Genomic DNA, 22,231 nt, shown 5'->3' on the forward strand with positions numbered 1-22,231 from the left:
CGATCCGGCGCCGAGCCAGGTACGCTCAGGCCCCGGTGATCGGGTAGATGTCCGCCTTGCGGGCAACCCCGACCTGACCGCGGCCCTGATCCTTGGCTTGATAACAGGCGCGATCCGCGGCGACAAAGGCCTCGTCCACCCCCGGCACGTCCGGTCCCAGCTCGACCACGCCCACCGAAGCGCCAATGGTGACTTCCCGGGCCTCCACCTGCAACGGCCGGTCGGCGAGGGCCGAGCAGATCCGCTGACCAAGGATACGCCCATACTCCGCGTTCGTATCGCGCGCGATCACGGCGAACTCGTCACCCCCAATCCGCGCCACGGCATCGTGACCACGGGTCAGCTGGCGCAGCACATGAGCGACCTGGCGCAGCAGTTCGTCGCCGACCCAATGGCCATGGTGGTCGTTCACGTCCTTGAAGTAGTCGAGGTCCACCAGCAGCAGGCTGGCCACCGCACGGTTGTCGCGGGCGGCATGCATGGCAATCTCCAGCTCGCGCTCGAAGGCGCGCCGGTTCAACAAGCCGGTGAGGCCATCGTGGCTCGCCTCGTGCACCAGGCGATCCACCAGCCTGCGTTCCTCGGAGACATCCGTCAGCACCAGCAGGGTCCGCACGGAACTGCCGGCTACCGGGTCAAGCGCAGTACGCGCGATACGCACGATCAATTCGTGACCGTCACGCCGAACCAGGCGGGCATCCGAACGCTCGCCGAGGGCCTGGTTCAGCGCTTCGCCCCGGGCATCCGCCGGCAGCAGAGGGCGGCCGGTACCCAGTTCGCGCAAATCGAGCAGTTGATCCAGGGAACAACCCAGAACCTGATCCCGGGTCAGCCCCGCCAGCTCGCGGGCCGCAGGGTTCACGTAGGAGATTCCGCCTCGTGCATCCAGGGTGATCACCGCATCCGGGATCGCGTCCATGCTGCGCTCGAGGTTGCGCCCGGAGCGACGCACCCGGGTGTGGACCCGCGAGACATACAGCAGCGCCAGCAGCGCGACCACTGCCAGCGCCGAGACCAGCCACAGGATGTTGTCACGCAGCCAGACCAGGATATCGAAGGGCTGCGGCGCATACAGGCCAACTCCCAGTTCGTACATCAGCCCGTGCACGTCCTCGTAGGACCGGGGTGCTGCCCAGCCGCCGATGCCGGCCGCCTGACTTGCCGGATGTTCCGCATCCAGCGACAGGGTCGCCAGCAGGATGGCGTGCGCCAGCCCGGTATCCAGGTCACCACGCATCGCCAGCGGCCACTCGGGGTACAAACGGGTACTGGCGCGGTAAGTGAACGACGGGAAGGCGCGCTCGCCGACCACCCGGACCTGCTCCACCCGTGGATCGCCACGTGCCTCCAGGTCCTCCAGGATGCCGGTCCGGAAGGTCGCGGCATCGACCTCCCCCTGCAGCACCCAGTCGAGGCCGCGGCCGACCGGAAAGCCGGTAAATACCACCGACGCCAGATCACTCTCGACGTCCAGCCCGGCGGCCTGCAATTCGCGCCAGGTCATCCACCAGCCCCCAAAGGCATCAGGATGCACCGCGGACAAGCGCTGCCCCCGCAGATCGTCCAGCTCCACCAGGTCATCCCGTTCGGCGCGGGCGATCACGACGGCCCCGAACCGGTCCTCGTCACGGCCCACCTGACGCGGCTGCATGGTCGCGATGCGCGATATCCCATGCTGCTGCTCCAACATCACGTAGGAACCGCTGTTGGTCAGGATCAGATCGAAGCGCTTGTCTGCTACGGCCGCCTGCAACCCGTCGTTGTCCACCGGCTCCAGCACGAAACGGGCCCCGTCGATCTGCTCTGACAGGTACTCGACGAATGGCGTCCAGCGTTGGCGTGCCACATCGTCGCCGCGGTGGGCGAGCACCCCGAAGACCAGGCGCTGCTCGTCCACCGCCGCCGTTTCCTCCGCGAACAAGGGCGCCGAGGGATACAGCAACAGAAAACCCACCAGGAACACCGCCAGGCCACCAGACATCCACGCGTTTCCCGGGCGCCGGAGCGGGGCAACCCTCAATGAGGAGCGCTGGCGGCCCGCCCCGCTCATTTCATGTCGGCTTGCGGTTGCGGCTGGCGGCGATACGCAGGCGCAGCGCGTTCAGGCGGATGAAGCCCTCGGCGTCCTTCTGGTCGTAGGCGCCGGCGTCATCCTCGAAAGTGGCGATGGCATCATCAAACAGGGTGTCCTCGGAGCGACGCCCCGCGACGATCACGTTGCCCTTGTACAGGCGCAGGCGCACCTCGCCGTTGACCACGCCCTGGGTGTCGTCAATCGCGGCCTGCAGCATGCGTCGCTCCGGGCTCCACCAGTAGCCGTTGTAGATGATGCTGGCGTAGCGCGGCATCAGCTCGTCCTTCAGGTGCGCGGCCTCGCGGTCCAAGGTGATGGATTCCAGCGCCCGGCGGGCACGCAAGAGGATCGTGCCACCCGGGGTCTCGTAGCAACCGCGCGACTTCATGCCGACATAGCGGTTTTCGACGATATCCAGGCGGCCGACACCGTGGGCCCCGCCGCGCTCGTTGAGCTTCGCGAGCAACTCCGCCGCGCTCAGGCGCTCGCCGTTGATCGAGACCGGATCGCCCTTCTCGAAGCCGATGGTCAGGGTCTCGGATTCGTCCGGCGCAGCCTCCGGGGAGACCGACCAGCGCCACATGTCTTCCTCGGCCTCGGTCCACGGGTCCTCCAGCGGGCCACCTTCGTAGGAGATGTGCAGCAGGTTGGCATCCATGGAGTACGGCGACTTGGTGCCCTGCTTCTTGTAGTCCACCGGGATGTTGTGCTGCTCGGCGTAGGCCATCAGGCGCTCGCGCGAGTTCAGGTCCCACTCGCGCCAGGGGGCGATCACCTTGATGCCCGGCTTCAGCGCATAGGCGCCCAGCTCGAAACGCACCTGGTCGTTGCCCTTGCCGGTGGCGCCGTGGGCGATCGCGTCGGCCCCGGTTTCCTCGGCGATCTCGACCAGGCGGCGTGCGATCAGCGGGCGCGCGATGGAGGTACCCAGCAGGTACTCGCCCTCGTAGATCGTGTTGGCGCGAAACATCGGGAACACGTAATCGCGCACGAAGGTTTCACGCAGATCTTCGATGTAGATCCGCTTCACACCTAGGGCCTCGGCCTTGGCGCGGGCCGGCTCGACCTCCTCGCCCTGGCCCAGATCGGCGGTGAAGGTGATGACCTCGCAGCCGTACTGATCCTCCAGCCATTTGAGGATGACCGAGGTATCCAGACCGCCGGAGTATGCAAGGACGACGCGCTTGATCGAGGAGCTCATAAGAATTTCTATCCTTTTCCTAAGGTAAAGATATAGTCGTTTTCGCGACCGGCGTCACTACCACGCCGGGGTCGCGGAGGGTGCGGCCGGATCCGGAACGGGGCCGGGGGCGCGGCCCTCGGACCCTTCCGTGTCGGCGACGGGGGCGTCACCCGCGTCGGCATCGCCGCTGTCCAGCCACCAGATATCGCTGCGCCGCGAGGCCTGGCGCGCGCCATCGGCGGCCGGGTCCACACCCGGGGCCTCGATCTCGACGCCCGCGGCCGGGACACCCGCTTCCACCAGGGCCTCACGCACCACCTCCGCACGATTGCGGCTGAGGGGGCGGTTGATCTCCAACGGCCCGGCGGCATCCGTCCAGCCGACGACCCGAACGCGCGGGGTCTCCGCATCCGCCAGGATGCGGGCCGCGCGCTCCAGAACCTCGCGTGCCTCGGGATCCAGACGATGGCTGCCGGTTTCGAAGTAAACGCTCCAGCGATCCAGCGCGCCCCCGTCCGGGCTCGCGGCAGGCGCGTCCTGCCCGCCATAACAGGCGCGGAAATCGCGCGCACGGAGGGCAAAACGAATGCCGCGAAAGTGCACCGAGTCGTCACCATCGGGAAAATCGATGCGCACGTCATGGCCTGCCAGCAGGCGGGCCTTCAGGAGTTGGGCCGATCCCTGAGGCACCCGGAACAAGCGATCGTCACGGGCCTGCAGCCGCAGATCCAGGGGCGACTGGGTCGTCGGACGCAGCCATTCCGGCGCGCCGGTGCGCAGCCGCGGCGTGACGCCCGCCGGCATCGCGTAGGGGGCCTGCCAGAAGACTGCGGTCAACAGGCCCGGCCGGGCCTCGAAACGCAGCGTACCGCCGTGACGCACGGTCTGCTGGATGCGACAGGTGGCTTCTTCCTCGGTCAGCTGCCAGTCACTACGCTCCAGCGGTTCGCTGTAGGGCGCAGCACCCGCCGTGGCCATACCCACCCCCAGCAGCACCAATCCCGGGAGTGCGCAACGCAGCCACTGGCGCAAGCGGGCCATGACCCGCTAGCGCTTTTTCGGCGGCAGAATATCGGTGATCGAGCCGTGCGCGACCTCGGCGGCGAAGGCCACCGTCTCGCTGAGCGTCGGGTGCGGGTGCACGGTCAGACCGATGTCTTCCATCTCGGCGCCCATCTCCAGCGCCAGCATCGCCTCGCCGATCAGGTCGCCGGCGGACGGGCCGACGATACCGGCTCCGATCACGCGGCCATCCGCGTCGAACAGCAGTTTAGTCAGGCCGTCCTCGGCACCCAGCGCGATCGCGCGCCCGGAGGCGGCCCAGGGGAACACGCCCTTGGTGTATTCGATACCGTCGGCCTTCGCCTGCTCCTCGGTCACGCCCATCCAGGCGACCTCGGGGTGGGTATAGGCCACCGAGGGGATCGCGCGTGCATCGAAGTGGACCTTGTGCCCGGCGATCACCTCGGCGGCAACCTTGCCCTCGTGAGTGGCCTTGTGCGCCAGCATCGGCTGGCCGACCACGTCGCCGATGGCGAAGATGTGCTCGACGTTGGTGCGCTGCTGGCTGTCGACCTCGATAAAGCCGCGCTCGCTCACCTGCACGCCGGCCGCCTCGGCCTTGATCTTCGCCCCGTTCGGGCTGCGGCCCACGGCGACCAGCACACGATCGAAGGTGTCTTCTTCCGGCAGGCCCTTGGCCTCGCCCTCGAACTGGCAGACGATCCCGGCCTTGGTGGCCTTGGCCTCGGACACCTTGCTCTTCAAGAAGATATTCTCGAAGCGCTTCTTCGCGCGCTTCTCGAACGGGCGCACGATGTCGCGATCCGCGCCCGGCATCAGGGTGTCCGAAAGCTCCACCACCGTGACCTTGGAGCCCAGAGACTCGTACACGCAGGCCATCTCCAGACCGATGATGCCACCACCGACCACCAGCATGCGCTCGGGGATCTCGGCCAGGTCCAGCGCGTCGGTGGAATCCATCACCCGCTCGTCGTCCCAAGGGAAGCCGGGCAGCTTGATCGCCTGCGAACCGACCGCGATGATCGCGTGCTCGAAGCCGATCACCTCGCGGCCGTCATTGCCCTCCACTGCGATGCTGTTGGCGCCGGTGAATTCGCCGACGCCCTGGACCACGCGCACCTTGCGCTGTTTGCACAGCTGCTTGAGCCCGCCGGTCAGCTTCTTGACCGTGCCGCCCTTGTAGCCGCGCAGGCCCTCCAGATCGATCTCCGGTTCGCCGAACTTGATACCCAGCGCGGCGAAGCGCTCGGCCTCGTGCAGCACCTCGCCGGCATGCAGGAGCGCCTTGGACGGGATGCAGCCGACGTTCAGGCAAACCCCGCCGATCTCCGGGTAGCGCTCGACCATCACCACGTCCAGGCCCAGATCCGCGGCGCGGAAGGCGGCGGTATAACCACCGGGGCCGGAACCCAGCACCAGCACCTGGCACTGGCTGTCGGTGTTCGGGTCAGCGGCCGCCTTGGGGGCCGCGGCCTTATTCGGCTCACTGGCGGCGCCGGATTCGGCCTTCGCGGATTCGGCTTTGGCATCACCGCCGGAAGCGCCCTGCTCCTCGGTGCCCGCAGCGTCGCCACTGGCCTCGAGATCGAGGAGCTTGCTGCCCTTGGACACCTTGTCCCCGACCTTCACGTGCAGCTTCTTCACCGTGCCGGCCTCGGGGGCGGGCACGTCGATGGTCGCCTTGTCGGACTCCAGGGTGATCAGCGGGTCTTCCGGCGCGATGTCGCTGCCCGGCTGTACCAGGATCTCGATAATCTCGACGTCCTTGAAATCCCCGATGTCCGGGACCTCGATGGTCTTGGTCTGGCTCATCCAATCGCTCCGGTTCGAATTCGGTTACAGCAGCATGCGGCGCATGTCGGACAACAGCCCGCTCAGCGTGGTGGCGAAGCGCGCGCCCAGTGCGCCGTCGATCACCCGGTGATCGTACGACAGCGCCAGCGGCAGGATCAGGCGCGGCTCGAACTCCTTGCCGTTCCAGACCGGCTTCATGCTGGAGCGCGACACGCCCAGGATCGCGACCTCGGGGGCATTCACGATCGGGGTGAACTGGGTCCCGCCGATCCCGCCGAGGCTGGAGATGGTCAGGCAGCCTCCCTGCATGTCCGCTGGCTTGAGCTTCTTGTCGCGGGCGCGCTGGGACAGGTCCATCAGCTCGGAGGCGATATCGACCAGGCTCTTGCGGTCCACGTCGCGCACCACCGGGACGACCAGGCCGTCCGGCGTGTCCACCGCGATGCCGAGGTTGTAGTACTGCTTGATGATCAGGTTCTCGCCGGTCGCGTCCAGCGAGGCGTTGAAACGCGGGTACTGCTTGAGCGCGGAGACCACCGCCTTCATCAGGAACGGCAGGAAGGTGACCTTCACGCCCTTCTTTTCGTACTCGGCCTTCAGCGACTTGCGGAAATCCTCGAGCTCGGTGATGTCGGCCTCGTCGAACTGGGTCACGTGCGGGACGGTGACCCAGTTGCGGTGCAGGTTCTTGCCGGTGAGCTTGTTGATCTTCGACAGCGCCTGGGTCTCGACCGGGCCGAACTCGGAGAAGTCGATCTCCGGCATCGGCTCGACCCCCAGCCCGCCACCGGCGCCCTGGCTCAAGGCGCGCTTGACGAAGCCCTGCACGTCCTCGCGCAGGATGCGCCCCTTGCGCCCGGAGCCGTCGACCTTGCTCAGGTCGACGCCCAGCTCGCGCGCGAACTTGCGCACCACCGGCGAGGCATGCGCCTTGCGGAAGGCCGACTCGTCACGGATGTGCTCGGTGGGCGACGGGCGCGGGTCGGCCCGGTCGGCGGCCTTCGGCGCCTCGGAGGGCTGCGGCTTTTCGGCCTCGGGGGCCGATTCGGCTTTGGCATCCGAAGAGGATGCTTCCTGCTTCGGCGGCTCGTCTTTCGCGGACTTGTCCTCGGCGGCACCCTCGTCGGAGGGTTCCAGTTCCAGGATCGGATCGCCCTCGTTGACGCGGTCGCCGGCCTTTACCTTGACTGCTTTCACGGTCCCGCCCTGCGGGGCCGGGATCTCGATGGAGGCCTTGTCCGATTCCAGCGTGATCAGCGGATCCTCGGGAGAAACGGTGTCCCCGGGGCTCACGATCACCTCGATGATCTCGACGTCCTTGAAGTCACCGATGTCCGGTACGTGCACGGTAGTCGTGTTGCTCATGTCTGCTCCTGCCTCGGTACCGGCGGCCTCAGGCCTGCAAGGGGTTGGGCCGTTCGACGTCGATCTTGTACTTCTTGATCGCCTCACTGACGGTCTTGGCCTCGACGGTCCCGGCATCGGCCAGGGCCTTCAGGGCCGTGACCGCGATGTGGTAACGGTCGACCTCGAAGTGCCGGCGCAGCGCCGCGCGGGTATCCGAGCGGCCGAAGCCGTCGGTGCCCAGCACGCGGTAGTCGGCCGGCACGAAGGCGCGGATCTGGTCGGCGTAGGCCTGGACGTAGTCGGTCGCGGCGATGACTGGGTCGTCCGAACCACCCAGGCACTCCTCCACCCAGGACTTCCGCGGCTTGGCCTCCGGGTTCAGGCGCGCATGGCGGTCGGCATCGCGGCCGTCGCGGGCCAGTTCGTTGAAGCTGATCGCGCTCCACACCTCGGCGGCCACGCCGAAGTCCTTGTCCAGCAGTTCGGCGGCGGCGATGGCCTCGCGCAGGATGGTGCCGGAGCCCAGCAGGCGCACCTTCTTTTTCTTGCGCCCGCCCGCCTGGAAGCGATACAGCCCGCGGCGGATGCCATCCTCGGCGCCCTTCGGCATGGCCGGCTGCGGGTAGTTCTCGTTCATCACGGTGATGTAGTAGAAGACGCTTTGCTGCTCCGCGTACATGCGGCGCATCCCGTCCTGCACGATCACCGCCAGTTCATAGGCGAAGGTCGGGTCGTAGGCGATGCAGTTGGGGACGTTGGCGGCCATCATCTGGCTGTGGCCGTCGTCGTGCTGCAGGCCCTCCCCGGCCAGGGTGGTGCGCCCGGCGGTGGCACCCATCAGGAAGCCGCGGGCGCGCATGTCCCCGGCCGCCCAGATCAGGTCGCCGACGCGCTGGAAGCCGAACATCGAGTAGAAGATGTAGAACGGCACCATTGCCACGCCATGCGTGGAGTAGGAGGTCGCCGCCGCGATCCAGGAGGACATGGAACCGGCCTCGTTGATCCCTTCTTCCAGGATCTGGCCCTTCTTGTCCTCCTTGTAATACATCACCTGGTCCTTGTCCTGCGGCTCGTAGAGCTGACCGACCGAGGAGTAGATCCCCAGCTGACGGAACAACCCTTCCATGCCGAAGGTGCGGGCCTCGTCGGGCACGATCGGAACCACGTTCTTGCCGATCTTCTTGTCGCGGGCAAGCAGGGTCAGCAGCCGCACGAAGGCCATGGTGGTCGACATCTCGCGCTCGCCGGAAGCCTCCAGCAGGCCGTTAAACGCATCCAGCCCGGGCACTTCGAGCGGCGTGGCCAGCGGCCGGCGCACGGGCAGATGCCCGCCCAAGTCGTTGCGCCGCGCGTTCATGTACTTCATCTCTTCGGAGTCGGGATCCGGCTTGATGTACTCGGCCTTCTCCACCTGCTCGTCGGACAGCGGGATATTGAAGCGGTCGCGGAACTGCTTCATGTCGTCCGAATCCATCTTCTTCTGGCTGTGGGTGCGGTTCTGGGCCTCGCCCGCCGCGCCCATGCCATAGCCCTTCACGGTGTGCGCGAGGATCACCGTCGGCTGCCCCGTGTGCTCGGTTGCCGCCTTGTAAGCCGCATAGACCTTGACCGGGTCGTGCCCCCCGCGATTCAGACGCCAGATGTCCTCGTCGGACATGTTGGCCACCATGCGCTGGAGTTCGGGATACTTGCCAAAGAAGTGCTCGCGCACGTAGGCGCCGTCGCGCGACTTGTAATTCTGATAGTCGCCATCGACCGCCTCCATCATGCGTTTTTGCAGCAGGCCGTCGGTGTCCTTGGCCAGCAGCGGATCCCAGTAGCGGCCCCACAGGACCTTGACCACATTCCAGCCGGCGCCGCGGAAGATCGCCTCCAGCTCCTGCACGATCTTGCCGTTGCCACGCACCGGGCCGTCCAGGCGCTGCAGGTTGCAGTTCACCACCCAGGTCAGGTTGTCCAGCTTCTCGCGCGAGGCCAGGGTGATCGCCCCCAGGGTCTCCGGCTCGTCCACCTCGCCGTCCCCGACGAAGCTCCACACACGGCGGTTCTTGGTCTGCGCCAGGCCGCGGTCCTGCAGGTAGCGCATGAAGCGCGCCTGGTAGATGCTCATGATCGGACCAAGTCCCATGGACACGGTCGGGAACTGCCAGAAGTCCGGCATCAGCCAGGGGTGCGGATACGAGGACAGGCCCTTGCCGTCCACCTCGCGGCGGAAGTGGTCCAGCTGCTCCTCGCTCAAGCGCCCTTCCATGAACGCGCGGGCGTAGATACCCGGCGAGGAATGGCCCTGGGCAAACAGCAGGTCACCGCCGTGGTCATGCGCAGGGGCATGCCAGAAGTGGTTGAAACCGACGTCGTACAGGGTCGCGGCCGAGGCAAAGGTCGCGATATGCCCGCCCAGCTCGGCGGAGGCGCGGTTGGCCTTGACCACCATGGCCATCGCGTTCCAGCGGATATAGGAACGGATGCGATGCTCCACCGCGCCATCGCCCGGATATTCCGGTTCGAGGTGGGTGGGGATCGTGTTCACATAGGCAGTGTTGGCGGAGTACGGGAGGTAGGCCCCGCTGCGGCGCGCCTTGTCGACCAGTCGCTCGAGGAGGGCATGGGCCCGTTCCGGGCCATCCGTCTCCAGCACGGAGGCCAGGGCGTCGATCCACTCCTGGGTCTCCTGCGGGTCGATATCGTGTTCGGTCGCGTTCGGGTCCATGCGCTCTACCCCTGAAAACGGGTTGGGAATCGGGTTGCCACTACGGGGCCGGGCCACCGGGCAGGCGGGCATTTGCTACCATGCGCCGGTGTTGGGCGGGCATAAAAGGCGCAAGTATCCCGACTGTCCCGCCAACAGGTCAAGCGAAAGCCCGCTATGGCGCCGATCGTCGGGGAAATCTGCGGGAACGTGCGCAAAGCGCGCGCAACCCGCCTGAACAGCCGGAACGCGGGACGATCCCCCGCCCGGCGCCGCCGACATCCCGAACCACCGCCGCACCCGAAACCGAGTACCTCAATGCCCGAAACTCTGCAGCTAGACCCCAATCACCGCCCGATGGCGAACCGCTTCCGCGGCTTCCTGCCGGTGGTCGTCGACGTGGAGACCGGCGGCTTCGACTGCCACCGGCATGCCTTGCTGCAAATCGCCGCGGTGTTTCTGCGCCGCGACGCGAACGACCACCTGGTGCGCGACCGCACGGTCAGCGTGCATGTGCGGCCGTTCGAGGGTTCGGAAATGGACCCGAAATCGCTGGAGGTCAACGGCATCGACCCCTACCACCCGCTGCGCGCGGCCTACCCCGAGGATCAGGCGATGGGCAAGGTGTTCAGCGAGGTGCGCCGGGAGGTGAAGGTCAACCACTGCAAGCGCGCGGTGCTGGTGGGGCATAACGCCCACTTCGACCTGGGCTTCGTGCACGCGACGGCCGAGCGCTGCGGCATCAAGCGCAACCCGTTCCACCCGTTCAGCAGCCTGGACACGGTATCCCTGGCGGCACTGGCCTTCGGCCAGACCGTGCTGGCGCGCGCGGCGGACGCCGCAGGACTGGGCTGGGACACCGAGTCGGCGCACAGCGCGGCCTTCGATGCGGAAAAGACGGCGGACATCTTCTGCCAGATCACCAACCGCTGGCAGGACGGGATCGGGGTGCCGCAAAACGCCCTGCGCCTGCCCGACCCGGAGGAGCTCCCGCCCGGGAGTTGAACGCAAAAAAAACCCGCCGCCCGAGCCGCCATAAGGGCGCCCGGGTGACGGGTTATATGCCGGACGACCGTATGGCCGCCGGACCAGTTCAGCCTAGCTGGCCGCGCGCTTGGCGTGGGCCTCGTCGACCATCTTCTTCAGCTCGCCGCTCTCGAACATCTCGAGGGTGATGTCGCAGCCCCCGACCAGTTCGCCGTCGATATAGACCTGCGGAAAAGTTGGCCAGTCGGCGAAGCGCGGCAGATTCTGCATGACTTCCTGATCCGCGATCACGTTCACGTAGCCAAATTCCTGGTCGCAGCGCTTGAGCGCCTCCACCGCACGGCTGGAGAACCCACACATGGGGAACTGCGGGGTGCCCTTCATGAAGATCACCACCGGATTGTCTTCCACCTGCTGGCGGATGCGATCCATTACGTCCATTACTGTACTCCCGAAATTTGGTGCCAAAACAGGGCGCAGCCGCGCATCGCGGCACGCCCCAAACTTATTTCCTAGTATAACGCTCAGACATTGAAGCGGAAATGTACCACGTCGCCTTCTCTCAGCACGTATTCCTTGCCTTCGAGGCGCCATTTCCCCGCGTCCTTCGCGCCCTGCTCTCCGTTGTATCCGACGAAGTCGTCGTACCCCACCACCTCGGCACGGATGAAACCGCGCTCGAAATCCGTGTGGATCGCCCCCGCCCCCTGCGGCGCAGTGGAGCCCTGGCGCACGGTCCAGGCACGCACCTCCTTCTCGCCCGCGGTGAAGAAGGTCTGCAGGTTCAACAGGCGGTAGGCCGTCCGGATCACCCGGTCCAGCCCCGGCTCCTCGAGACCCAGGTCGGCCAGGAACTCGGTACGCTCCTCGGGATCCAGCACTGCGATCTCGGCCTCGATGGCGGCGCAGACACTGACCACCTCGGCGCCCTCCTCGGCCGCCTTCGCCTGCACGGCCTCGACCATGGCATTGCCAGCGGACAGCGAGGCCTCGTCCACATTGGCAATGTACATCGCCGGCTTGAGGGTCAGAAGGTGCAGGTCGTACAGGGCCCGCCGCTCGTCCTCGTCCAGACCCTGCGCCCGTGCCGGAATGCCCTGATCAAGGCCCGCCGATACCTTCTCGGCCGCCTGCAATTGGGCGATGGCGGTCTTGTCCTGCGACTTGGCCGCACGCGCCAGACGGGAAAGCGCCTTGTTCACCGTCTCGAGGTCCGCCAGCATCAGCTCGGTGCTGATGGTCTCGATATCCGCCAGCGGATCCACCTTGCCGGCGACATGCACGATGTCGTCATCCTCGAAACAACGCACCACCTGTGCGATCGCGTCCGTCTCGCGGATATGCGCCAGGAACTGGTTGCCCAGCCCCTCGCCCTGGGCGGCCCCCGCGACCAGGCCGGCGATGTCCACGAATTCGACCGTGGTCGGCAGCGTACGCTGGGGCTTAACGATCTCGGCGAGCCGCGTCAGCCGCGGATCCGGGACCTCCACCACGCCCACGTTCGGATCGATGGTGCAGAAGGGGTAGTTCTCCGCCGCGATGTCCGCGCGCGTGAGGGCATTGAACAGGGTGGACTTGCCGACATTCGGCAGGCCCACGATCCCGCATTTCAGACTCATCGGGCTTCCTCGGAGTTCTTGGGGCCGGCCGGCTTCGACCCACCCCCATGCAGATTGCGCACGGCCTCGTCCCAGCGCCCGGCCACCAGGGCCGGGATCTGGTCCAGGGCCGTATCGATGGCCTCCTCGATGGCCCGGGCATCATCCCGCCCAGGGCGATCGAGCACGAACGGCACCACGTCGTCGCGATGCCCCGGGTGGCCGATCCCGACCCGCAGCCGGGCGTAGTCCGGCCCGCCCATGTGGCGGTGCAGATCGCGCAGCCCGTTGTGTCCACCATGGCCGCCGCCCAGCTTCAGCCGCACCACGCCAGGATCGAGATCCAGCTCGTCATGCACGACCAGGACGGCCGCGGGCGGGATGCGGTAGAAATCCGCGCACTTGCGTACCGGCAGGCCACTCTTGTTCATGAAGCTCATGGGCTTGAGCAGCCAGCAGTCGCCGTCCGGCAGGGTCAGACGTGCCGCTTCACCATCGAAGCGACTCTCGGGGCGGAACTCCGTGCCATGGCGGCGGGCCAGGGTGTCCACAAACCAGAAACCCGCGTTATGCCGGGTTTCGGCATAACGCGGGCCCGGATTCCCCAGCCCGACCACGAGACGGATCGGTTCGGGTTGGATCGCCATCAGTCAGGCGGCAAGCCGCAAGGCTTACTCCTTGTCCCCGGACTCCGACTCGTCGCCGGAAGCGGCCTCGTCGCCACCCTCGGCTTCTGCGCCACCTTCGGCTTCCGCGGCTTCGCCTTCGAGCTCTTCCTCTTCCGCCTTCGCGGAACGCGGCAGCAGCACGCTGACCACGGCGTAGTCGTATTCCTCGCCGTGCATCAGGGCCACGCTCTGCACGCCCTCCGGCAGCTTCAACTCGGAGATGTGCACGGTGTCACCGACATCCAGCTCGATCACATCGAGATCGATGGACTCGGGCAGGTCGCCCGGCAGACACTCGACCTCGAGCTCGTTGATCATGCGGCTGACCATGCCACCGCCCAGCTTCACGCCCTTGCACTCTTCCTCGTTGTGGAAGTGCAGCGGCACGCTGACGCGGATCGGCTGATTGGCGCTCACGCGCATCAGGTCGACGTGGTAGATGGTCGGCTTGAACGGATGGCGCTGCACATCTCGCAGGATCGCCTTCTCGGTCTTGCCGCCCAGCTTCACGCTCAGGATGTGCGAATAGAACGCATCTTCCTTGAGGTTGTGGACCATCGCATTGTGATCCAGCGTGATGGCCACGGCGTCCTTGTCCGCTCCGTACAGGATGGCGGGCAGCTTGCCAACGCGACGCAGGCGGCGGCTCGCACTCGAACCCTGTTCGTCACGCTTCTCGGCTTCAATGGTAAAGCTCATGCTCATTGCTACGGTCTCCAAAATGAAAGGCGCTTCACCCGAAGCGCCTTGAACACGCCCCGCCCGCGACCAGGCGGGGCGCTGAATGGGAGGCAAGCCTCCCGAAATCGGTTATCGCCGGTCCACAGCTCCAGCCCACACGGGCCTAGTCCATGAACAACGAGCTGACGGACTCCTCGAGGTTGATGCGGCGGATGGTCTCCGCAAGCATCTCCGCGACCGACAACTGACGAATCTTTTCGCAGGCCTGCGCATTGGGCTGCAGGGCCAGGGTGTCGGTCACCACCAGCTCGTCAAGCGCCGAACCGTTTATATTATCAATTGCCGCGCCGGAAAGCACGGGGTGCGTGGCATAGGCCATCACCGAGTGCGCCCCGTGTGCCTTCAGGGCCTTCGCCGCCTGGCACAGCGTCCCGGCGGTATCCACCAGGTCGTCGATGATGATGCAGGACTTGCCGCGCACGTCCCCGATGATGTGCATCACCTCGGACTCGTTGGCGCGCGGGCGGCGCTTGTCGATGATCGCCAGGTCGGCGTCATCCAGCCGCTTGGCGATGGCGCGTGCCCGCACCACCCCGCCGACATCCGGCGACACCACGGTCAGGTCGCCCGAGACATGCCGCCAGACGTCGCCCAGCAGCACCGGCGAGGCATAGATGTTGTCCACCGGGACGTTGAAGAAACCCTGAACCTGGTCGGCGTGCACGTCGATGGTCAGCACGCGATCCGCGCCCACCGCCTCGATCATGTTGGCGACCACCTTGGCCGAGATCGGCACCCGCGCCGAGCGCACACGACGGTCCTGGCGCGCATAACCGAAATACGGGATCACCGTGGTGATGCGTCCGGCCGAGGCGCGGCGCAGCGCATCCACCATGATCACCAGCTCCATAATGTTTTCGTTGGTCGGCTGCCCCGTCGGCTGGATCAGGAAGACGTCGCGGCCGCGCACATTCTCAAGCAACTCGACCTGCACCTCGCCATCGCTGAAACGCCCCACGATGGCCTTGCCCATCGGCAGCCCCAGGTGTTCCGCAACGGCCTGGGCGAGACGCGGGTTCGCATTGCCCGCGAAGATCATCATGCGATTCTTGTCGACCACGGTTCGTCCCGGTCTGGATGGAGTGGAGCGAGCGCGCTAGAACGCCCGAGCTCCAAATTATAGACCCCGGATCGGGACCGGGGTCTTGATGGTTTTGCTTCGCGCCCTTCTGGCGCGAAGCGGTTGTTGGCTGGGCCGGCAGGATTCGAACCTGCGCATGGCGGGATCAAAACCCGCTGCCTTACCGCTTGGCTACGGCCCAATATCTCCCTGAACTCTATTGTACTTCCTGACCGGCGCCGTGCCCGGCCCATCCCGCGGATCGGCGTTGCCGATCCGGGCCGGCAGGATGATGGCGCTACGCGCCACCCTTGCGTGGACTTATTCTTTTTCGGGGTTACCGCCGCACGGCGGTAACCAGGCCTGCAAGGGTGACGTGTTCTGCAACGTCGTCACCCAGCTTTTCCACGGGGCGGGCTGCGCGGACTGCGCTGCCCGGGCCGCCCCCTCATCGGGAAACATCCCGAACACACAGCCGCCACTCCCGCTCAAATGCGCCCGGGGGCTTTGATCCGCCAGCCAGGCCAGCGCGTGATCGACCTCCGGATAGCGCGCCCGGACGACCGGTTCGAACACGTTCACGAACCGCTCGGCATCGATCGCGGACGAAATTGTCTCGGTGGCGCAGTCGCGTGTCAATTCCGCACACCCGAACATGGCCCCCGTGGCAACCGAAACGCCCGGATCAATCAGCAGAATCCAGCCGGTGTCCGGGGCCACGGGCGCAAGTCGTTCTCCCACCCCTTCGGCCCAGGCGGCATGTCCGGCGACGAACACCGGCACATCGGCGCCCAGCTCCAGCCCGATCGCCGCCAGTTGCTCGACTGGACACCCCAGATCGAACAGGTAGTTCAGGGCCACCAGCGTGGTGGCGGCATCGGAGCTGCCGCCACCCAGGCCGCCGCCCACCGGGATCCGCTTGTCGAGGTGGATGCGCACGCCGAAGGACTTGTCCGCCACCTCGGCCAGGCGCCGGGCCGCCCGCAGGCAGAGGTTGTCCACCCCATCGATGGCCTCGCCGGCCATCTCGAAGCGCCCCTCGGGCAGGGGATCGAAGCGCAGACGGTCTTCCAGCCCGAGGAACTGGAACACCGTCTGCAGCTCATGATAACCATCCGGCCGGCGGCCTGTGATGTGCAGGAAGCGGTTGATCTTGGCCGGGGCCGGAAACGGCACCCCGAACCTCCCACCCGTCGCCGCACTCACCACGTCTCGTCCGGCCCTAGCTGCCAACGGCCGATGCGCGCGCGCAGCTCGACCTCGTCGCGCTCGAGCACCATCGCGACCGGCATGGGCACGCCGTTGATCTCTTCGAACTCGGTGTATTCGATGGCCCAGCCAGACTGCAGGATCTCCAGGGGGCGACCGTCCGCGTCGATATCCAGCTGGTAGGAGGCCTCGGGATGCAACAGACCGCGCACCCAGTAGATCATCCCGCTGACCGGGATGGATTCGCCCAGCACCCGGGCCACCAGGGTATCCGGGTCCTGCGCCTGGAAGCGCTCGCCGGACCGCGTGACCAGCAGCGCGCGCCCGTTATTCGAGAGCGTCAGACGCCCGCCGCCGCGCCCCATCGGGCCGGACAGGTCCAGCACATGCTGGCCTTCCTGCACCCGCCAGTTGAGCTGGGCCGACCAGTATTCCTCCCCGGAGGCCAGCCCCAGACGTGCCACCAGCCGCCAGCTGTCCAGTGCCGCCAGCTGCTCGGTGCGCTCCTCGAAGGCCGCCTCGGCCGCTGGCGAGGTGTCCGCCTCGGGCAGAGGGGCAGCACAGCCCGCGAGCAACAGCCCCCAGCCACCCACCAGCCCGGCCAGCCACCCCGCGCCCCGGATCCGTCGCGACTGTCGCGCCGTCCCGTGCCCGTTCATTCGATCAGATCGTTGCGCACGCGCTGCAGGCGCTCATGCCCGGGCTCGCGTTCCAGCGCGGCCTCGAGGACCTCCCGGGCTTCTTCACGCTCGCCACGCTCCCACAACACCACCGCCAGGTTGCTGGCGATCTCGCCGTCGTCCGACAGCGAGTAGGCACGCCGCAGCTGGGTCTCGGCCTCTTCGAGACGGCCCAGGCGGTACAGGACCCAGCCATAGCTATCGATGATCGCGGCGTCATCCGGCTCCCGCTCATAGGCGCGCAGGATCAATTCGTAGGCCTCGTCATAGCGATCGGTTCGATCCGCCAGGGTGTAACCCAGGGCGTTCAGCGCGGCGATATTCTCCGGATCGGACTCGAGGATCGCGCGGAAATCGGCCTCGGCCGCCGTAATGTCGTCCTCGCGCTCGTGGACCAGCCCGCGCAGGTACAGCAGCTGCGTACTGCCCGGAAACTGCACCAGGCCGCGGTTCAACCGGCTGCGGGCCTCGGCATACTCGCCCAGCTCGCGCAGGGCGTTCGCCTCGGCCAAATAGGCGCGCCGAGCCAGATCCTCATCCACGCCCTGCTGCATGGGGTCGAAAAGGTCACGAGCGGCCTCGGCCCCGTCGTGTTTGAGCGTCAGGCGCGCGCTGCGCAGGCGGGCATCCTCGGCATGGTCGCCTGCCTCCACGCGGGCGTAGGCGCCCAGGGCGGCCTCCGGCTCGTCGGCCATATCGTGCAAGCGCCCCAGGTAGTACGCGACGTCGTTCTCGCGCTCACCCATGGCATCCAGGCGTTCGAGGTAATCCCGCGCGGGGCCCAGTTGCTCCGCCTCCAGGTTCATCAGGGCAAGCGCCAACAGGAGCTGGGCATCCTCCGGCGCCATCTCCACCAGGCGGTCCATCTCCTCGCGGGCGAAGACGTCATCCTCCATCTCGGTCAGGACCCGCGCGTATCCCAGACGGGCCTCGCGACTGTCCGGGTGCGCCTCCACGGTCGCGCGCAGGGTCTCGACCGCCGCATCGTCATGCCCGGCCTCGCTCTGGGCCCGTGCATGCAGCAAACGCAGCTGGACCGATTCCGGGAAGCGCTCGGCGGCTCGCTCGGTCACCGCAAGCACCGCCTCACCTGGCTCGCCAAAGCGCAGCGCAGCCTCGGCCTGCACGCGATGCACGCCCACGTCGTCGCGGCGGCGCTCGGCCAGCAGGTGCATGGTCTCCATAGCCGCCTGCTGGTCCTGAGCCTGACCAATCACACCACCCAGGGTCGCGTAGGGGTCGCCGCCCTGCACCACGACGCGATTCATCAGCGAATCCAGCTGTTCGGCCGCCTGCCCGGCATCACCGGCGTTGATCCGCAGGACCGTCGAGACCTGGCTGGCATCGGTGCTCTCGGGGGCCAGACGCAGCCAACGGTCGGCCGAACGCTGTGCGTGTTCCGGCTCGCGCGCGAACAAGGCGATCCGGGTGGCACGCTCGGCGATGGCCGGATCGTCGCTCAGCAACGCCGCGGCTCCGTAATAGCGCGCCGCCTCGGCATGCTCGCCGGAGCGCACCGCGATCTCGGCGGCCAGGACGCTGAACATCAGCACAGCCTCCGGATCCTGGGTCTGCATCAAGGGCAGCACCTCGGGGCGATCCGACTCCGGCGGTTCGGAGGCGTCCAGCGGGGTATGCGCACAACCCACCAGGGAGAACACGGCGGTGAGCGCGAGCAGGCTTCGAATCATGTTGTGTCCAATCGGGATCATTGCGGCCATATCGGATGGGACGGGGCAGCGGCCCCCAGGGTTCCACAGCTCGGGTTCCACACAACGGGTATACGGAGACGTCCGGCCGGCGCGCGCCACCTCCTGCTAACCGTACAGCACAGTACACTATCGGGAAATTCGGCCACGCGCCCGCGTTTTCCGGCACAATACGCGCCAGCATGCTGTTCACTCTCGGGATCAATCACAAGACGGCTCCGGTCGCCATTCGCGAACGGCTCTCCGTCAACGAGCACGAACTCGGCGAGGCCCTGCACTCGCTGCGTTCCGGCGTGCTATTGCCGGAAACCGCGATCCTGTCCACCTGCAACCGCACCGAGGTGTACTTCCGCGAGGACGATCAGCAAAGCGAGCAGCGCGTCATCGACTGGATCGGCGGCTACCACGGCATCGACCGCGACGAACTGAAACCCTACCTCTACCTGCACCACGATGGCTCGGCCGTGCGTCACACTCTGCGCGTGGCCAGCGGGCTGGATTCCATGGTCCTCGGCGAGCCGCAGATCCTGGGGCAGATGAAGACCGCCTACCAGCACGCCCACAACGCCGGTACGCTCGGGCGCTCGCTGGAGCGTCTGTTCCAGCACGCCTTCGCCACCGCCAAGGACGTGCGCACCCAGACCGCCATCGGCCAGAGCGCGGTCTCGGTCGCCTTCGCTGCGGTGTCACTGGCACGCCAGATCTTCGGCGACCTGAAGCCGCTGACCGCCCTGGTGATCGGCGCCGGCGAGACCATCGAACTGGCCCTGCAGCATCTCTCCGGGGGCGGCATCGGCAACGTCATCGTCGCCAACCGCACGGTGGAGCGCGCCCGCGCGGTGGCCGGACGCTTCGATGCCGAGGCCATCAGCCTCGACCAGCTCCCCGATCGCATGGCCGATGCCGACATCGTCATCTCCTCCACCGCCGCACCCTTGCCGATCCTGGGCAAGGGTGCGGTGGAACGCGCGCTGCGCAAGCGCCGGCACAAACCGATGTTCATGGTGGACATCGCCGTGCCGCGCGACATTGAGCCCGAGGTCGGCCAGCTCGAGGACGTCTACCTCTACACCGTGGACGACCTGCAGGAGGTCATCGACGAGAACATGGCCTCGCGCCAGGCCGCTGCCGAACAGGCCGAAGAGATCATCACCCAGCGCGCCGGCGAGTTCATGCGCTGGCTGCGTGCCCGCGACTCGGTGGACAGCATCCGCCAGCTGCGCCAGCGCGCCGACAGCGTGAAGGCCGAGGCGCTGGCCAAGGCCGAAGCCATGCTGCGCGCCGGCAAGTCGCCCGAGGAGGCGATGCAGCTGCTGGCGCACAACCTGACCAACAAGCTGATGCATGCCCCCTGCAAGTCGCTGAACACCGCCGCGCACGAGGGCGATGCCCGCCTGCTGGAGGCCGCGCATCGGCTGTTCCAGCTGCCCGCCCCGGAAGACGACCCCGGCGACGATTCCGACTCCGGCGCCCGTTCGTGAAGACCTCGTTCCGCACCAAGCTCGAGGGCCTGACCGAACGCCACGCCGAGATCGCGCAGCTGCTGGCCACCCCCGACGCCGCCGAGGACCCGGACCAGCTGCGCCGCCTGTCACAGGAATACAGCCAGCTGGAACCGGTGGCCGAGGCCTGGAAGGCCTGGCACGACAACCACGCGGCGCTGGAAGAGGCGCGCGCGATGCTCGAGGACGACGACGCCGATCTGCGCGCCATGGCCGAGGCCGAGATCGAATCCCTGACCGAACAGACAGAGGCGCTGGAGGCGGAGCTTTACCGCCACCTGATCCCGAGCGACCCGCACGACAACGCCAACGTGTTCCTGGAGATCCGCGCCGGGACCGGCGGTGACGAGGCCGCGATCTTCGCCGGCGACCTGCTACGCATGTACACCCGCTACGCCGAAAACCAGCGCTGGAAGCTGGAGATCCTCAGCGCCAGCGAGGGCGAGCACGGCGGCTACCGCGAGGTCATCGCGCGCCTGGCAGGGCAAGGCGCCTACTCCCGGCTCAAGTTCGAATCCGGCGCTCATCGCGTGCAGCGCGTCCCCGAGACCGAATCCCAGGGCCGCATCCATACCTCCGCCGCAACGGTCGCCATCCTGCCGGAACTGGAGGAGGTCGAGATGCCGGAGATCAACCCGGCCGACCTGCGTGTGGACACCTTCCGCGCCTCCGGCGCCGGCGGACAGCACATCAACAAGACCGACTCCGCCGTGCGCCTGACCCACCTGCCCACCGGCATCGTGGTCGAGTGCCAGGAAGAACGCTCGCAACACAAGAACCGGGCCAAGGCGCTCACCTACCTGGCGGCGCGCATCTTCGAGACCGAGCGCGAGGCCCAGGCGGCCGCGCAGAGCGCCGAACGCAAGGGTCTGGTCGGCAGCGGCGACCGCTCCGAGCGCATCCGCACCTACAACTTCCCGCAGGGCCGGGTGACCGACCATCGCATCAACCTGACCCTGTACAAGCTGGAACAGGTGATGGCCGGTGACCTCGACCCGGTCATCGACCCGCTGATCCACGAATACCAGGCCGAGCAGCTCGCCACCCTCGCGGAGGCGTAATGGAGGCCCCACCCACGCTGGATACCCTGTTGCAGGGCCTGCGCACCCGCCTTCAGCAGGCGGGCGTCGAGAGCCCGGGGCTGGAGGCGCGCATGATCCTGAGTGCCACCACCGGCCGCGACACCGCCCAGCTGATCGCGCGCGGTAACGACCCCGCCAGTACCGCACAGGCCGCCCACGCCGAAGCGCTTTGCCAGCGCCGCTGCGCCGGCGAGCCCATGGCGCACATCCTGGGGCGCCGCGCCTTCTGGACGCTGGAGCTGGGCGTCTCCCCCGCCTGCCTGATCCCACGCCCCGAGACCGAGCTGCTGGTGGAACAGGCGCTGGCCGTGATCGACGAGTTGGACACCGACGCACCCCGCGTACTCGATCTGGGCACCGGCCCCGGCACCATCATCCTGGCGCTAAAAAGCGAACGCCCGGACATTCAGGCCTTTGCCAGCGACCGCAGCGAGGGTGCACTGCAGCAGGCGCAGACCAATGCGCACGCGCTGGGGCTCCCGGTTCAGCTCTGGCAGGGCGACTGGCTCGACGCACTGACCCCGCAGCTGCACTTCGACGTCATCACCTGCAACCCGCCCTACATCGACCCGGACGACCCGCACCTGACGCGCGGCGACCTGCGCTTCGAGCCACGCACCGCCCTGGCTGCGGCGGAACACGGCCTCGCCGACCTGCACCGGGTGATCGACAACGCCCGCCCCCACCTGAAGCCCGGCGGCTGGCTGCTCCTGGAACACGGCTTCGACCAGGGCGAACGCGTTCGACAACGGCTGCAGCAGGCAGGCTATCGGGACGTCCACACCCAGAAGGATCCCGCCGGCCACGAACGGACCAGCCTGGGGAGACACTGAACGACGTCAACGTGACGAGCATGCCCCGACCACAAAAAAGGCCCCGGCCAGA

The 22,231-nt window shown here is 67.1% G+C and carries 18 protein-coding genes and 1 tRNA gene; 4 read left to right on the forward strand and 15 right to left on the reverse strand.

Annotated elements, in window-relative coordinates; genetic code table 11:
- Positions 1–25: 25 nt before the first annotated feature.
- The 6 genes from D573_RS0100525 to aceE form a co-directional block, all read right to left on the reverse strand.
- The gene (locus tag D573_RS0100525; RefSeq protein ID WP_018937276.1) at positions 26–1,981 is read right to left on the reverse strand and encodes a diguanylate cyclase; all 1,956 of its coding nucleotides are present in this window, start codon (positions 1,979–1,981) and stop codon (positions 26–28) included.
- A 70-nt stretch (positions 1,982–2,051) separates the two neighbouring features.
- The gene (locus tag D573_RS0100530) at positions 2,052–3,275 is read right to left on the reverse strand and encodes an argininosuccinate synthase (RefSeq protein WP_018937277.1); all 1,224 of its coding nucleotides are present in this window, start codon (positions 3,273–3,275) and stop codon (positions 2,052–2,054) included.
- 57 nt (positions 3,276–3,332) lie between these two features.
- Positions 3,333–4,298 (reverse strand): OmpA family protein, encoded by a 966-nt coding sequence (locus D573_RS0100535; RefSeq protein ID WP_018937278.1) that lies wholly within the window; start codon positions 4,296–4,298, stop codon positions 3,333–3,335.
- A 6-nt stretch (positions 4,299–4,304) separates the two neighbouring features.
- Positions 4,305–6,092, reverse strand: coding sequence for a dihydrolipoyl dehydrogenase (gene lpdA, locus D573_RS0100540; protein ID WP_018937279.1), 1,788 nt, complete (start codon positions 6,090–6,092; stop codon positions 4,305–4,307).
- A 24-nt stretch (positions 6,093–6,116) separates the two neighbouring features.
- Positions 6,117–7,556 carry a dihydrolipoyllysine-residue acetyltransferase gene (gene aceF, locus D573_RS0100545; protein ID WP_081618712.1) on the reverse strand — a complete coding sequence of 480 codons (1,440 nt, stop codon included), beginning with the start codon at positions 7,554–7,556 and terminating at the stop codon, positions 6,117–6,119.
- Complete coding sequence (gene aceE / locus D573_RS0100550) at positions 7,468–10,131, reverse strand: pyruvate dehydrogenase (acetyl-transferring), homodimeric type (RefSeq protein ID WP_018937281.1); 2,664 nt, start codon at positions 10,129–10,131, stop codon at positions 7,468–7,470. Before aceE ends, aceF begins: the two co-directional genes overlap by 89 nt.
- A gap of 297 nt (positions 10,132–10,428) precedes the next feature.
- Here aceE and rnt point away from each other — a divergent pair, with 297 nt between their 5' ends.
- Positions 10,429–11,115 carry a ribonuclease T gene (gene rnt, locus D573_RS0100555; protein ID WP_018145268.1) on the forward strand — a complete coding sequence of 229 codons (687 nt, stop codon included), beginning with the start codon at positions 10,429–10,431 and terminating at the stop codon, positions 11,113–11,115.
- Positions 11,116–11,208: 93 nt separating this feature from the next.
- Here the strand turns inward: rnt and grxD are convergent, their stop codons facing one another.
- The 9 genes from grxD to D573_RS0100600 all read right to left on the reverse strand — a co-directional run bounded on the left by grxD (position 11,209) and on the right by D573_RS0100600 (position 18,774).
- The gene (gene grxD / locus D573_RS0100560) at positions 11,209–11,538 is read right to left on the reverse strand and encodes a Grx4 family monothiol glutaredoxin (protein ID WP_018145267.1); all 330 of its coding nucleotides are present in this window, start codon (positions 11,536–11,538) and stop codon (positions 11,209–11,211) included.
- Between the two features lie 83 nt (positions 11,539–11,621).
- Positions 11,622–12,716 (reverse strand): redox-regulated ATPase YchF, encoded by a 1,095-nt coding sequence (gene ychF, locus D573_RS0100565; RefSeq protein WP_018937282.1) that lies wholly within the window; start codon positions 12,714–12,716, stop codon positions 11,622–11,624.
- Positions 12,713–13,342, reverse strand: a complete 630-nt coding sequence (gene pth, locus D573_RS0100570) for an aminoacyl-tRNA hydrolase (protein WP_018937283.1) — start codon at positions 13,340–13,342, stop codon at positions 12,713–12,715. Before pth ends, ychF begins: the two co-directional genes overlap by 4 nt.
- A gap of 24 nt (positions 13,343–13,366) precedes the next feature.
- Positions 13,367–14,068, reverse strand: a complete 702-nt coding sequence (locus tag D573_RS0100575; protein ID WP_018937284.1) for a 50S ribosomal protein L25/general stress protein Ctc — start codon at positions 14,066–14,068, stop codon at positions 13,367–13,369.
- 139 nt (positions 14,069–14,207) lie between these two features.
- Positions 14,208–15,146, reverse strand: coding sequence for a ribose-phosphate diphosphokinase (locus D573_RS0100580; RefSeq protein ID WP_196799408.1), 939 nt, complete (start codon positions 15,144–15,146; stop codon positions 14,208–14,210).
- Positions 15,147–15,291: 145 nt separating this feature from the next.
- Positions 15,292–15,366, reverse strand: a tRNA-Gln gene (locus D573_RS0100585).
- 119 nt (positions 15,367–15,485) lie between these two features.
- Positions 15,486–16,373 (reverse strand): 4-(cytidine 5'-diphospho)-2-C-methyl-D-erythritol kinase, encoded by an 888-nt coding sequence (gene ispE, locus D573_RS0100590; protein ID WP_026287875.1) that lies wholly within the window; start codon positions 16,371–16,373, stop codon positions 15,486–15,488.
- Positions 16,367–17,032, reverse strand: coding sequence for a lipoprotein insertase outer membrane protein LolB (lolB, locus tag D573_RS0100595; RefSeq protein ID WP_018937286.1), 666 nt, complete (start codon positions 17,030–17,032; stop codon positions 16,367–16,369). Before lolB ends, ispE begins: the two co-directional genes overlap by 7 nt.
- On the reverse strand, positions 17,029–18,774 hold the full coding sequence (locus D573_RS0100600) for a tetratricopeptide repeat protein (protein WP_018937287.1): 1,746 nt from the start codon (positions 18,772–18,774) through the stop codon (positions 17,029–17,031). The genes lolB and D573_RS0100600 overlap by 4 nt, the downstream gene beginning before the upstream one ends.
- Positions 18,775–18,944: 170 nt before the next feature.
- Here D573_RS0100600 and hemA point away from each other — a divergent pair, with 170 nt between their 5' ends.
- The 3 genes from hemA to prmC are packed head-to-tail and all read left to right on the forward strand — an operon-like array spanning position 18,945 to position 22,179.
- Positions 18,945–20,243, forward strand: coding sequence for a glutamyl-tRNA reductase (hemA, locus tag D573_RS0100605; protein WP_018145259.1), 1,299 nt, complete (start codon positions 18,945–18,947; stop codon positions 20,241–20,243).
- Entirely contained in the window at positions 20,240–21,325 is a 1,086-nt protein-coding gene (prfA, locus tag D573_RS0100610; protein WP_018937288.1) for a peptide chain release factor 1, read from the forward strand. Before hemA ends, prfA begins: the two co-directional genes overlap by 4 nt.
- On the forward strand, positions 21,325–22,179 hold the full coding sequence (gene prmC / locus D573_RS0100615) for a peptide chain release factor N(5)-glutamine methyltransferase (protein ID WP_018937289.1): 855 nt from the start codon (positions 21,325–21,327) through the stop codon (positions 22,177–22,179). Before prfA ends, prmC begins: the two co-directional genes overlap by 1 nt.
- The last annotated feature ends 52 nt before the right edge of the window (positions 22,180–22,231 follow it).

The sequence above is a fragment of the Thioalkalivibrio sp. AKL9 genome, from assembly GCF_000377825.1.
GTDB classification, from domain to species: Bacteria; Pseudomonadota; Gammaproteobacteria; order Ectothiorhodospirales; family Ectothiorhodospiraceae; genus Thioalkalivibrio; species Thioalkalivibrio versutus.